Annotated in this window: 12 protein-coding genes; all 12 read left to right on the top strand. The window is 51.6% G+C overall.

Annotated elements, in window-relative coordinates; translation table 11 throughout:
• Nucleotides 1-28: 28 nt before the first annotated feature.
• The 12 genes from AC27KL_RS20915 to AC27KL_RS20860 all read left to right on the top strand — a co-directional run bounded on the left by AC27KL_RS20915 (nt 29) and on the right by AC27KL_RS20860 (nt 12,799).
• Nucleotides 29-862, top strand: a complete 834-nt coding sequence (locus AC27KL_RS20915; RefSeq protein WP_487170910.1) for a MurR/RpiR family transcriptional regulator — start codon at nt 29-31, stop codon at nt 860-862.
• Between the two features lie 248 nt (nt 863-1,110).
• Nucleotides 1,111-2,634: a response regulator transcription factor gene (locus tag AC27KL_RS20910; RefSeq protein ID WP_487170909.1), complete on the top strand. Its 1,524-nt coding sequence runs from the start codon at nt 1,111-1,113 to the stop codon at nt 2,632-2,634.
• A 3-nt stretch (nt 2,635-2,637) separates the two neighbouring features.
• Nucleotides 2,638-4,353 carry a sensor histidine kinase gene (locus tag AC27KL_RS20905; RefSeq protein WP_487170908.1) on the top strand — a complete coding sequence of 572 codons (1,716 nt, stop codon included), beginning with the start codon at nt 2,638-2,640 and terminating at the stop codon, nt 4,351-4,353.
• Nucleotides 4,354-4,517: 164 nt separating this feature from the next.
• A complete protein-coding gene (locus AC27KL_RS20900) occupies nt 4,518-5,432 on the top strand; it encodes an ABC transporter permease (RefSeq protein WP_339323536.1) in 915 nt (304 codons plus the stop codon).
• Nucleotides 5,433-5,457: 25 nt separating this feature from the next.
• Nucleotides 5,458-6,354 (top strand): carbohydrate ABC transporter permease, encoded by an 897-nt coding sequence (locus AC27KL_RS20895; RefSeq protein ID WP_487170907.1) that lies wholly within the window; start codon nt 5,458-5,460, stop codon nt 6,352-6,354.
• 7 nt (nt 6,355-6,361) lie between these two features.
• A complete protein-coding gene (locus AC27KL_RS20890; RefSeq protein ID WP_487170906.1) occupies nt 6,362-6,568 on the top strand; it encodes a hypothetical protein in 207 nt (68 codons plus the stop codon).
• Between the two features lie 88 nt (nt 6,569-6,656).
• Complete coding sequence (locus tag AC27KL_RS20885; protein WP_487170905.1) at nt 6,657-6,998, top strand: hypothetical protein; 342 nt, start codon at nt 6,657-6,659, stop codon at nt 6,996-6,998.
• Between the two features lie 194 nt (nt 6,999-7,192).
• A complete protein-coding gene (locus AC27KL_RS20880; protein WP_487170904.1) occupies nt 7,193-7,993 on the top strand; it encodes a type 2 periplasmic-binding domain-containing protein in 801 nt (266 codons plus the stop codon).
• Nucleotides 7,994-8,092: 99 nt separating this feature from the next.
• Complete coding sequence (locus AC27KL_RS20875) at nt 8,093-9,583, top strand: hypothetical protein (RefSeq protein WP_487170903.1); 1,491 nt, start codon at nt 8,093-8,095, stop codon at nt 9,581-9,583.
• Nucleotides 9,580-10,497, top strand: coding sequence for a hypothetical protein (locus AC27KL_RS20870; RefSeq protein WP_487170902.1), 918 nt, complete (start codon nt 9,580-9,582; stop codon nt 10,495-10,497). The genes AC27KL_RS20875 and AC27KL_RS20870 overlap by 4 nt, the downstream gene beginning before the upstream one ends.
• 223 nt (nt 10,498-10,720) lie before the next feature.
• Nucleotides 10,721-12,277, top strand: a complete 1,557-nt coding sequence (spoVB, locus tag AC27KL_RS20865; protein WP_487170901.1) for a stage V sporulation protein B — start codon at nt 10,721-10,723, stop codon at nt 12,275-12,277.
• A 96-nt stretch (nt 12,278-12,373) separates the two neighbouring features.
• Nucleotides 12,374-12,799, top strand: a complete 426-nt coding sequence (locus AC27KL_RS20860) for a VOC family protein (protein WP_487170900.1) — start codon at nt 12,374-12,376, stop codon at nt 12,797-12,799.
• The last annotated feature ends 164 nt before the right edge of the window (nt 12,800-12,963 follow it).

The following is a 12,963-nucleotide window of genomic DNA, read 5'->3' as shown; positions in this document are numbered from 1 at the left end:
TCATCCCTTCGGGAGAGGAGGCAAGCCCATGAATCTGGAGCTGGAAGGCCAGAAACTGTCGCGCGGGCATCAGCGGGTCGCGGATTATATCAGCAAACATATGGAAGATATCCCGTTTATGGTGGAGGAGGAGATCGCGGCCGCCTGCCAGGTAAGCACGTCGACGGTGTCGCGTTTCTGGTCCGAGGTCGGATGCAAAAACCTGAAGGAATTCAAGCAGAAGGTAAAGGACGAAATGCTGCTGTCCCCGTCGCAGAAGCTGCAGTCCGCGTTTTCCAAAATGAACGAAAATGACGCCGCCGCCAGCCTGCTCGTCGGTGCGGATTATTTGCGGCAGACGGCCGACCGTTTGAGTCAGGAGTCGTTCGAGCGGGCGGCTTCGCTCCTGCGCGAAGCGGGGACCGTGTACCTCTACGGGCCGGGCTCCGCCGAAAGCCTCGCGGCTTTGACCGATTTCCGGCTGACCCGGTTCGGGATGAGGGTCAAGCGGCTCGACCGCGGCGGGCATGAGCTGTTGAACCTGCTGGTGCATGTGCAGCCGCAGGACCTCATCGTCATGTTCGGATTTGTGTCCGAGTCGCCCGAACTGTCGGTTCTGTTCGACTATGCCGGGATGAAGGGGTACCGGACCTTGCTGATCACGGATCTGGCGGTCAGCCCGATGCTGGAGAAGGCCGACGTGACCCTGTTTACGGCACGCGGCCAGCTCTGGGAGTTCCATTCCATGGTCGCCCCGGTCGCCCTGCTCGAGTCGCTGATCGTCGCCGTCGGCAAGCAGATGGGCGAACAGGCGGTCACGGGAAGCGAGGAGCTGCACGAGCTGCGGCAACGATATTCGAAGATGCTGCCAAAGCGGGTTTAGAGCCTGCATGGCGGCTTTTTTGCTATTAGCAATTTATTGCTTTGAATTATTTTGTCCACGCACTGATGAGGATCTTATTCAACCTATACTTTTGTGTTAGAATTGTTCCAAATTGTAAACGCTTTATATTTTGGGCTTCAGGCGCGAAGATGGAGAACTTTGCTGAGTGGGCGTGCAGAGTTGGTTGTATATGCCTTCCATTTAAATTCATTATTTTTGGGTATAAGGTGGTGCAGGATGTGCTGAAGATGCTCATTGTTGACGACGACAAGTTTGAACGGGATGGCGTCCGTTTTTTGGTAGAGAAATATGGATTTGATCTGGAAATTGCCGAAACGGGAAGCGGCGAAGGAGCGATTTCTTACCTCGATCACCACGACGTCGATATTTTGCTGTCCGATATCCGAATGAAGGGAATGGACGGACTGCAGCTTGCAGAGAAAGTAAGGGAATCCGGACGGCCTATCAAAGTTATTTTCATGAGCGCCTACGGCGAATTCGAGTATGCACAGCGCGCCATCAGCCTGGAGGCGGTACGCTATTTGCTGAAGCCGGTTCAGGTTGGAGAGTTCATCAAGGTATTGTCCCATGTGATTCAGCAGTGTGAACAGGAACGGCTGCAGAAAGAGAAGCAGGAGCGGATGCAGCAAGCCTACTTGAAGGAGGTCCGTTTCGAGAAGCAGAAGGTACTCACCAATCTCATTCTAGGGCAAACCGTGAAGGAACCGGTGCCGATGCCGATCAGCAGCATATGCGGCTATTCCTTGATCCGTATGCTGATGCTGACTTCGCGCAGCCGTTTGTTTGACCGGGAGGATTTTGAAGTGAAGCTGGCGGAGGCGGTAGACCGTGGATCTGAATTGATTCATTTGAATGAGTTTCAGGGGCTGCTTCTCGTTGAAGCTGCTGCGGATGAGTCGGTGGAGGTGTTTACAGAGCTCGGTCAGGAAATCATCAACCGGGTCAAGGAAGATTACGGCCAGAACATGATGGTTGCTGTCAGCGGTCCGATTGATGAGGCCAATCAGCTGTATCAGGCGTACCAGGAGCTGGAGCCCCTTCTGGAGATTTCTTTTTTTCTGGAGGAAGGAACCGTGCTGCAGGCAAACCGGACGGTCCCGACGGGGGAAGGCGATATGATGGCTTCCGTCAATGATGCCATGGAGGACATCAAGCAGTATATCCAGTTAAGCCGCTGGAGCATTGTCAGACTGAGGTTCGAGCAATTGTTCGACACCGTGCAGAACTGCAAGCAGCTCTCCGTCGTCTACATCAAATATGTGTGCATGGAGATCGTCAGATCGATCTTTGACGTTACTTCGGGCAATCAACCCGGCTTGTTCAAGAAGGAGCTTGAGAAAATCAATAACGCTGCCAGATTACACGATTTGCGCAGGGTGATGCAGGCTATTTTGGATGAGCATATCCCCTCTGGCGAAGGATACAGGGACGGGATGCCGAAGGCAATCGAGGAAGTCGTTCGGATGATACATACCAGGTACCAAACCGACCTGTCGCTGGAATGGCTGGCGAAGCAGGTCTATTTGTCTCCAAGCTACTTAAGTTATTTGTTCAAAAAGGAAAAAGGGATCAGTATCAACAAATTCATCACCATGTACCGGATGGAGAAGGCCAAGGAACTGCTGCTGACGACGAACCGTAAAATTATCGACATCAGTCAGGATGTGGGATACAGCAATTTTCCCTATTTCAGTTCGTTGTTCAAAAGCCACTATGGCGTACCGCCATCACAATACCGGGGAGATCTGTGAGCCATGAGACGGGAGCGGTTGTGGCTATTTGACCGGATGCGTTTCAAGCACAAGCTGTTCGTATCCTATTTGACGGTGATCATTATCCCCATTCTGGTGCTCGGGCTCTACGCCTATCATCAGTCCAAGCAAATGTTGGAGTATCAGGCGCTGCAGGGAATTGAAAAGAACGCGGGCACGATCACGGAGAGCATTGAGAAGTCTCTGGAACGGTACAATCATACGATACGATCTATTATTTATAATGCGACCTTTGAGAAAATCGTGACGAACGACTACATCGACCTCGTTAATTTGTCCCGCGATCTGAACGGCTACTTGCTGCCGTATTTTAACATGATGAAAAACATGGACCAGAACATTGAACAGATCACGTTCTACACCCAAAGCTCCGTTCCGGAATTTGGAGATGCGCTTCTCTCCGCATCACGGGTTAGCGAGGAGCGGTGGTACCATGACGCCCTTCTGGCCGCTCCGAACCGGAATCAATGGTTTTTCGACGACGGATTGATCGTGACTGCTCAATTCCCCAACTTTTATGCGAAAGGAAATACGAACCTCGTCTATATGAGGATCAATGCGAAGGATTTGTTTAATTTATCGGATACACTGCAGGATAATGCTATTTTCATCGCAGATGAGAACCAGCGATTAATCTATGCCAACCCAAACGCCAGCCAGCGTCAACGACTGCTGTCCGGGGATTTGTCGAAAGAAGACGGCAGTATGATCGTCGACGGGCAAACTTCATTTTTTCTGGTCAAGAAGGAAATTCAGCAGACGAACTGGACCTTCTATTGCTTTGTTCCAACTAAGAAATTAACAGAGGGAGCCGGCTCGATCATCAGGGTTACCCTGGGTTTGATTCTGGTCTGCATTGCTGCGCTGCTCGTTATTATTTATATTTTCTCCCGAACGATGATTCGGCGCATTTATGCGCTCAACGCTATGATGAAGCGGGTAGAGATGGGGGATTTGAGCCTTCGGGTGGCAAGCACGTCCAGAGACGAGATCGGGGAGATGACAAACCGGTTCGGACGGATGCTGTTCAGGCTTAATGAATTGATTGACGAATCCTACCGCAGCAAAATCGTGCAGAAGGAGGCGGAGCTCAGAGCCCTGCAGTGGCAAATCAACCCGCATTTTTTGTACAACACGCTATCTTTCATCAACTGGCAGGCGATCAAAAGCGACTCTCATGAGATCAGCCACGTGGTGACCTCTCTTTCGAGGTTTTACCGGACGGCGCTCAACCGGGGGAACAACATTACCTCCGTCAGGGATGAAATCGAAAATATGAAGTCCTATGTGGAAATTATACAGATCATGCGTGATTACAGCTTTGACGTCGAATATGAAATTGAGGAAGCGGTATACGTTTACCATACGATCCATCTGATCCTTCAGCCGCTTGTCGAGAATGCGATCCTCCATGGCATTGACCAAAAGGAGGCGGAACGCGGCCTGCTGACAGTGAGGGCGAGGGTATGTGACAACACGATTGTCTTTGACGTGGAAGATAACGGGCCGGGAATGCCGCCGGATACGGCCGAGAGAATTCTGACGGCGTATTCCACCGGCTACGGGCTTAAAAATGTGAATGACCGAATACAGCTTCTGTACGGGCCGGAGTACGGGATTTCCGTCAGCAGCCGACTCGGGCAAGGCACGATCATGACCATCACCGTCCCGAAATATCAACAAAATACCATGGAATAGATGATACGAATTTTGGCCGGTGACAAGCCCCATGAATTCCGTAAAAAACTGAATCGTTTCCAAAATATTTGATAATTTCTTTATGTTGAGCCTCTGCTATAGTTTTCACTATAGAAAGGGGTGATGGCCATGAAAGAATCGTGTACATCCAAGGTGCATAACGCATGCTGACAAAAGATACCCGAAAAAAGATCAAACAGTACCGTATTCTGCTGCTGATGATGGTTCCGGCGGTCATTTATTACATCATTTTCAACTATGCTCCGATGTATGGCGTGCTGCTGGCTTTTAAGGATTTCAAGATTACGCAGGGGATTTTAGGGAGTCCTTGGGTCGGGTTCAAGCATTTTGAAATGATTTTTGAAGATCCCTACTTCTACACGGTGCTACGCAACACGCTCATGATCAGTGTATACAAACTTCTCTTTGGTTTCCCCGTTCCGATTTTGTTTGCTTTAATGCTAAGCGAGATTACCAGTACGAAATTCAAAAGGGTGGTACAGACGGTATCGTATTTGCCGCATTTCATCTCTTGGGTTGTATTAGCGGGGATTTTCTTTACGATTTTCTCGCTTGATGGTCCGGTCAATATGATTGTCCACCTGCTTGGCGGCGAGAAGACGCTCTTCCTGGCAGATGAACGCTATTTTCGGACGATTCTGGTTGTTACGTCCATCTTTCAGGGCTTTGGCTGGGGCTCGATCATTTATTTCGCTGCATTATCGAATATTGATCCCCAACTGCATGAAGCGGCTGTCATGGATGGCGCCGGACGTTTTCAACGGATGTTCTATATCTCCATCCCTATGCTCGCTCCTGTAATCGCTATCATGCTCATTCTGTCCATGTCGGGCATACTGGATGCCGGATTCGATCAAATCTTCAATATGTACAATGTCAAAGTGTATAACGTCGCGGATATTATCGACACCTATGTGTACCGCAAAGGCCTGGTTGAAATGGACTACAGTTATGCTACAGCCGTAGGGCTTTTCAAATCGGTTATCGCTTTAATCTTGATTGTTGCCGTCAATACTGTCGTAAAGCGGCTGGGCGGGAAGGAGCACGCATTATGGTAGAGTTTCTAACGAAGGAGCGGTCGGTATGATGAACATCAAGAAGACGGCGGGGGACAAAGTGGTGGACGCCCTGCTGTATCTTATCATGCTGCTGATCATGATCGCTACGCTGTACCCGTTCTGGACGCAAATTGTCATTTCGTTTGACGGAGCGGATACGGAAGGAGCCGCTTATGCCACGGGCCTCGTTCTCTTCCCCAAGCAATGGACATTCGGAAGCTACAAACTGGCCATGGAGTTCGATGAACTGTGGAGGGGGTACTGGAATACCATTGTTCGTACGACCGTAGGCGTCGCTCTATCCGTATTCTTCACGGCGCTGTCCTCTTACCCGCTGGCCAAAAAAGACCTTCCGTTCAATCGGACGCTGACCAGCTTCATCTTGTTCACGATGCTCTTCGGCGGCGGCTTGATCCCGACTTACCTCATCATCAAAGAACTTCATATGCTGAACACGTTATGGGCACTTGTCATCCCCGGTATGATCGGATCGTTCAACGTACTGATTATGCGAAATTTCTTCAGATCCATTCCGCATGAACTGGAAGAATCCGCTAGGGTCGATGGAGCCGGCTATCTTCGAATATTCGTTCAAATCGTCATTCCTCTCTCCAAACCCGTACTTGCCACCATAGCTCTGTGGGTCGGAGTCGGGCACTGGAATGCCTGGTTCGACAGCATGATCTATATGTCAGATCCGCACAAGCAGGTGCTGCAAATTGTATTGCGCAAAATCATCATTCAGAACGATATGACAGATATCAATAATGTGATCCAGAACATAGGGAAGGAGACTGTTTTCTCCGGCAGGCAGCTGCAGGCGACGGTCGTCATGCTTTCCATTATTCCGATGCTCGTGGTGTATCCGTTTATTCAGAAATATTTCGTTAAAGGCGTTATGATCGGCGCGGTTAAAGGTTGAATTGCTCATGTTTGAAAGCGATCTCAAGAAAGGGATGATTGAATTGAAGAGAAGCTGGTTGAACGGAATATTGGCAGGCGCCCTGCTTATCTCGGTCCTGTCGGCCTGCAGCAAGACGGAATCCGCCAAGGGAGCCGATCCCGGCAGCGCCTCGGAGAATGAATGGAACCAAGGCCGAGGAGAAGACGAAGCTGACATTCTGGAATTTGGATGATGCGACAACCACGAATTCACCCATTGTTGAGAAGCTGAAACAGGAGTACGACATCGATATTGATTTTATTAGTTCATCAAGAGATGCAATGAAAGAAAAGCTGAACCTGATGATCGCTTCCAACGAAATCCCCGATTGGTGGAAGGAACCGAACTTCCCGGATTACGACAAGCTGATCGAGCAAGGGGTTGCGACTGAGATCCCGCAGAATCTGATCGAGCAGCATATGCCCAAATACGTTGCATGGTTGAAAAGATATCTGGGCGACGATCCCTTCAAATATGTTAGAAGAGACGACAAAATCTATGGACTGCCGGTTATATGGGATATCGGAATCGACGGCATCCAGCTTGCTTTCCGCAGTGACTGGATGAAGAAGGTCGGTATCGCCAAAACGCCGGAAACGCTGGAAGAAATGGAAAGGCGCTGACCAAATTCCGGAATGACGACCCGGACGGCAATGGCAAAAAGGACACCTATGGCATCACCGCTTCGGCAGATAATATCGAATCGATGTTCAGTTCCGTATTTGGCGCTTTTGATGCGTATCCGAATATTTTCCGGGAAAAAGACGGCAAGATTGTCCGCGGCGAGATTGAGCCGGGGGCCAAAGAGGCGCTTACCGTGCTGAATCGCTGGTATAAAAATGAATTGATCGACCCTGAATTTGTCGTTAACAAAGGGAGCAACGTTGAGGATAAAGTGCTGGCCGACAAGATCGGCGCCATAGAATATTACTGGTGGTCATTCCTTCCGGGCAATGCCTTCCTGGGAGGCGAACAATGGTACGACAAGCTCAAAAAGAAGAATCCGGATTTTAATTTTGAAACGGTGGGCGGCGTCAAGGGTCCAAGCGGCAGCTACGGTATCTCGCAATACAATCCGGCTTTCGCTTCCGGCATCATGTTCGGCAAGCAGCTGGCACAGGATCAAAACAAGCTGATCAAATATATGCAGGTATTTGAAGCTACGGAGTTTGAGCCGGCTATGTATGAGCTGATGAACTTCGGCGTGGAAGGTCAGCACTGGAAGAAGGGCGATAAAGGTACGGTCGAATTCATCCCGCCGTACGATGATGAAAAAGTACGCAAAAAAGCGGGAATCGGCGGCTTCTGTTTGCCTGGCTCCTTCAATGATTACTATTTCCAAACCGCATATACGTCGGATCAAGACTTGCGCAAATTGGCGCAAGAAACCCGGGCGAAAGGTACACAAGTGATCGATATTCTATCACCGTTCAATAAGCCGGTGTACAACGATTATCAAGATAAATTGAGCCAGTTCACGCTCACTACCTATATCGACTTTATAACGGGCCGCAAATCTCTCGATGAATTCGATAAATTTGTTGCCGAGTGGAAGAAGATGGGCGGAGACAAGGTGCTGGAAGAAGCTCAAAAAATATATGATGAAAATTTAAAATGATTAGTTAGAAAAGCGGGAGGCCTTATTCCGGCGTTAGATGAGAGGGGGCCTCCTTACATTTCCTAAAATGTTAGAGGTCATTAAGGAGGACACCAAACCATGCTTAATATACAGGCTGGATCGATGGCTATTCGAATCAGCGATACCGGGGAAGTGACGGCGCTTTCAGATGCAGGAGGCCGGCAATCGTATGTGAACACAGCGCACAATTCGCCGCTCATTCGTCTTGCGACCGGGCAAGAGTTGGAAACGCCCTCAGCAGCAAAATACCATGCGGCGTCCGGGGAGCTAACGTTACATTATCCTGGCGGCGCGATCGTGACCGTTTCCATAGCAAGCAGGGAATGTTACGCAACCTTTGAGGTGATCCGTATCGCCGGTGCAGATCCGGATACCTTGATCTGGGGACCAATCGTCATAACGATTGACGCCTCGATCGGAGAGTCGGTAGGCGTTGTTCAAGGTGGTGATTTTGCCATCGGGATGCAGGCGCTGAATATAAAAACCGTCGGGGGCTGGCCAGCCGAACTGGAAAGGATGGCATACGTCCAGCCGACCTATGCCGTCAGCGACAATGCGGATTCCGGCGGACGTCAGCTGTCCGACAATAAGTTCGACTACGAAGTGTCTACGGCCTGGCCTGTAGTCAAGGGGGGGAGCTTGCTGCAGTCATTCGCCCGCAACAGGACCAAACCCGCACATCGCCCGGTATGGAATTTGCCGAATGCAGAAGTAGAGGGCATGGACGGTGATGACGCCCATATCCCGGGAACCAAAATTGCCTTATTCGGCTGCCCGGTTGATCGGGTGCTGGCGACAATTGAAGCGATTGAGCTTGGGGAAGGGCTGCCTCATCCGGAATTTGACGGTGTCTGGGGGAAAACGTCGCCCCTGGCTACCCGGTCTTATTTGATTACCGATTTTTCTGAGGAGACGATCCAAGCGGCCGTACGGTATACGAGGCTTGCCGGTTTGAACTATGTATACCATCCGGATCCGTTTGAGAACTGGGGGCATTTCAAGCTGAAGCCCAAACATTTCCCTGACGGGGACCGAAGCTTGAAGCGATGTGTCGAGCTGGCGGAAAACGAAGGGGTGCATGTCGGCATTCATACCTTGTCCAACTTCACGACGCTGAACGATCCTTACGTTGCTCCCGTTCCTGATGAAGGACTGGCAAAGGTCGGTACGGCGAAGCTGACGGCATCGATCGGAGCGCTCGACCAGGAGATCGGGATCGAAGATCCTCGGCCGTTTACGGCCAGCTTGTTCCGGCGTACGGCCAAGATTGATCAGGAACTCATCGAATATGGCGGTGTTTCGGAGAACGCTCCGTGGAAGCTGACAGGTGTCAAACGCGGCATGCACGGAACCGCCCCGGCCCCGCATCTGGAAGGAACGGAAATCGGCCGTTTATGGGATCATCCGTATGATGTTGTGTTCCCGAATATCCGGCTGCAGGACCGGTTCAGTGAACGTATTGGCGGATTGATGGCCGAGGCTGGACTAAAGCAAATCTCGTTTGACGGTTTGGAAGGCTTGTATGCGACAGGACAGGACAGGACGGTCACGGCGTCAACCGGTTCGTGAATATGTGCTACGAGCGCTGGGGCAGCGAGGTCATCAATGATGCGAGTATTGTCGTGCCGAATTATTTATGGCATATATTTACCCGCTTCAATTGGGGTGAACCGTGGGGTGCTCTCACCCGGGAAGGCCAGCTTGAACTTCGGCTTAGCAACCAGCGCTATTTCAAACGAAATTTCATACCGCCGATGCTTGGCTGGTTCCTGATCCGTTCTGCTTCGGAGCGCTTCGAAGCGACTGCTCTGGATGAAATAGAATGGGTGCTGTCGAAAGCCGCAGGATTTAACGCCGGCTTCTCACTGGTTGCCGACATGGCTGTACTTGAGCGTAACGGCAATATCAATATATTGCTCGATAGCGTGCGTGTCTGGGAGGAAGCCCGGCATGCGCAGGTTTTTACCGCGGAGCAGCGTCAGCGGCTTTGCGATGCGAAAAGCGACTGGCATCTGGAGGAAGCGGGAAGGGGGAGATGGAAGCTGTATCCGATTGCTATCTCCAAACCGCTTGTTTGCAGCCCGGAAGAGCTGCAGCCCGGTCAGCCGGGCGGTGCTGACTGGGCCTTTTACAACAAGTATGCGGCTCAGCCCCTCCGTTTCTGCCTGCGCGTGATGCCTTCTTACGGCAATGAAGATGCGGCAGTAGAGCGTCCGACGATTTATACGAACGGCACGTATATGACTTTTGAAACTGAAGTTGCCGTCAATGAGTATCTGGTCTGCGAGGGCGCCTCCGAAGGCAAAATCTATGATCGGAACTGGAATCTCCTGAGAACCGTCAAGACATCCGCCGAGGCGCCGACTGTAGCTGCAGGCGGGCAGACATTGTCGTTCAGCTGCAAATTCAAGGGAGATCCCAAGCCGGTTGTCAGCGTTAAAGTGTTCACCCGGGGGGAACCGGAGCAGATCGGAGCGAATTAGCAGCGCCGGTAGAACAATATATGTTTGAATGCAGCGCCCCATTGGCAAAAGTATGTTACCGATCCATTGAAATGGGCGAGTTTCCTCGATCGCTGCGCGATTTGCGCTTTAGGAATTTTATGGAAGAATGAGCCGTTTTCGCAACCTTGTCTGCATGTATTGCCCCCTGTCCGAATAAGCTTAAAAAATAGAACAGGACAAACAGTAGGTGGGGATGCGACCAATGGGACTAAAAAAGCAAAGTTTTATTCGCGGAACGTTTGTGTTGACCGTATCGTCGTTTTTTACCAAAGGGCTCGGTTTTGTGAACGGCATTTTGCTGGCGCGTTTTTTGGGGGCGGAAGGGGTCGGGCTGCTCATGATCGCCCATCCGCTGCTGCCGTTGTTTATTACGATGACGGAGCTCGGGCTTCCGGTCGCGATTTCGAAGCTCGTGTCGGAGGCGGAGGCCAAGGGGGATGAAGCGCGGATCAAACGGATTTTGGCCGTATCTTTATCGGTCACGGGCACGCTGAGCGTCGTATTGACCTTGGCGGCCCTTTTCGGCTCCAAATGGATCGCTTCGATCGTTTTGGCCGATCAGCGGGCGTATTACGCGATGGTTGCGATTACGCCGATCATTCCGATCATCGCCATGTCCGCCGTGTTGAAGGGATATTTTCGCGGCAGGCAAAACATGAACCCGCTCGCCCTATCCGACATCATCGAAAACCTGGCGCAGATCGTCGTCATTATCGGCGTCGTGAACGTCCTGATTCCTTACGGCATCGCGTATGCCGCCGCGGGGGCGATGGCCGCTTCCGTCGTCGGCGAAGGCGTCGGGCTGCTTTATCTGTTTTCGGTGTTCAAATGGGCGCACCGGGGAAAAGGCAAGGAAAAACCTGCGCTTGTCCCCCGAAGATCGCCCAAAGGGGACCGCACGCTAAGAGACCTGCTCCGCATCGGCCTTCCGATGACGGGCAGCGGCTTCATCCATTCCTTGTACCACGCGTTTCTGCCGCTGGTCATTACGAAAAGCCTGGTGTTGTTCGGGGTCGGCGTCGAGATGGCGACCAAGCAGTTCGGCCTGCTGGCCGGTTATGCCATTCCGCTGCTGTTTCTCCCCGGCTTTTTTACCCAATCGCTTTCGACCGCGTTGATCCCGGCCATCAGCGAAGCGAGCGTGGACAACAACAGCCGGCTCGTGCACAGCAGAATGGACATGGCCATGCGCACTGCGCTTCTCGTCGGCGTGCCTTGCACCCTGATCCTGTATTTATGGGCCGAACCGTTAACGACCGTGATCTATCACGCCCCCGAAGCAGGCGTTTTGCTGCAGCTGCTTGCCCCGCTGTTTTTTCTCCATTATTTCGAAAAGCCGCTGCAGGCCATTTTGCTCGGGTTGGGCAAAGCGTCCACGGTCATGTGGAACCATGTGATGACGAACATTTTCGAAATGAGCCTCATTTTCGTGCTGGGCTCCAACATCGGAATCAAAGGGGTGGCCGTAGCCTTCGGGCTGGGCACGCTGCTGCTCACCGTGCTGAATTTTTTTGCCGTGGCCCAAACGATCGGATTTTATTTCGATTTTCGCGTGTTGCTGAAAGCGGGAGCGGGCGGCATCGTCATGACGGTAACGAGCCTGGCGGCCCACCGTTTTCTCGAACGCATGGACTTGGGGCAGGCGATCGCCTTGATCGGGGCGCTGCTCGTCTCGATCCTCGCCTATCTCGGAACATTGCAGCTGACCCGGGCATTGCGGAGCGGACCGAAGACGCCGACGATAACGCCGGTTTCCTGAGGAGATATCCTAAACACTGACATACAGGCGTCAAAGATTCTTCGTTATCCTACCCATAGAGGAACGATATCAAATGAATTTGGGGAGGAACGAAAAATGAAAAAACAAACCTTGCGCGGATTTGCGACGATCAGTTATTGGGCGGAAGATATGGAGGCTGCAAAAACGTGGTATTCGGATCTGCTCGGCATGGAGCCATACTTCGAGCGCCGGGGGCCGGACGGACTGCTCGTCTATGCCGAATTCCGCGTCGGGGATTATCAACATGAATTGGGCCTGATCGACCGGCGTTTTGCTCCCACGCGTTCCGCGGCCGATCCGGGGGGCGTTATCATGTACTGGCATGTAGACGATGTGGAAACCCTTTTCGAGAAATTAATAGACATGGGAGCGGAAGAATACGAACCGGTCACGCATCGTGGCCAAGGTTTTATCACGGCTTCGGTCACGGATCCGTTCGGCAACGTTCTGGGGATCATGTACAATCCGCATTTTTTGGATATATTGAAGACAGGCATTTGAAATACCGATGCCATGCCCGGCCGCCGACACGGCGGCTTTTTTCTTTTCAGAAAAGAACCATGCCGCACAACGCGAAATATAGTATTAAAACTTCCCGGCAAAGGGCAAAAAAGCAATGAGCGAGCTTATGTCCAAAATAGGGATCGACTTCCCGAAACGGTTCG

This window comes from Paenibacillus sp. YAE3, from assembly GCF_057546105.1.
This window is presented reverse-complemented; position numbering and strand designations above follow the sequence as displayed.

What these genes read in the sequence shown, in the direction of transcription:
- AC27KL_RS20915 (WP_487170910.1), top strand. Translation starts at nt 29, where the DNA reads ATGAATCTGGAGCTGGAAGGCCAGAAACTGTCGCGCGGGCATCAGCGG.
- AC27KL_RS20910 (WP_487170909.1), top strand. Translation starts at nt 1,111, where the DNA reads ATGCTCATTGTTGACGACGACAAGTTTGAACGGGATGGCGTCCGTTTT.
- AC27KL_RS20905 (WP_487170908.1), top strand. Translation starts at nt 2,638, where the DNA reads ATGAGACGGGAGCGGTTGTGGCTATTTGACCGGATGCGTTTCAAGCAC.
- AC27KL_RS20900 (WP_339323536.1), top strand. Translation starts at nt 4,518, where the DNA reads ATGCTGACAAAAGATACCCGAAAAAAGATCAAACAGTACCGTATTCTG.
- AC27KL_RS20895 (WP_487170907.1), top strand. Translation starts at nt 5,458, where the DNA reads ATGATGAACATCAAGAAGACGGCGGGGGACAAAGTGGTGGACGCCCTG.
- AC27KL_RS20890 (WP_487170906.1), top strand. Translation starts at nt 6,362, where the DNA reads ATGTTTGAAAGCGATCTCAAGAAAGGGATGATTGAATTGAAGAGAAGC.
- AC27KL_RS20885 (WP_487170905.1), top strand. Translation starts at nt 6,657, where the DNA reads ATGAAAGAAAAGCTGAACCTGATGATCGCTTCCAACGAAATCCCCGAT.
- AC27KL_RS20875 (WP_487170903.1), top strand. Translation starts at nt 8,093, where the DNA reads ATGCTTAATATACAGGCTGGATCGATGGCTATTCGAATCAGCGATACC.
- spoVB (WP_487170901.1), top strand. Translation starts at nt 10,721, where the DNA reads ATGGGACTAAAAAAGCAAAGTTTTATTCGCGGAACGTTTGTGTTGACC.
- AC27KL_RS20860 (WP_487170900.1), top strand. Translation starts at nt 12,374, where the DNA reads ATGAAAAAACAAACCTTGCGCGGATTTGCGACGATCAGTTATTGGGCG.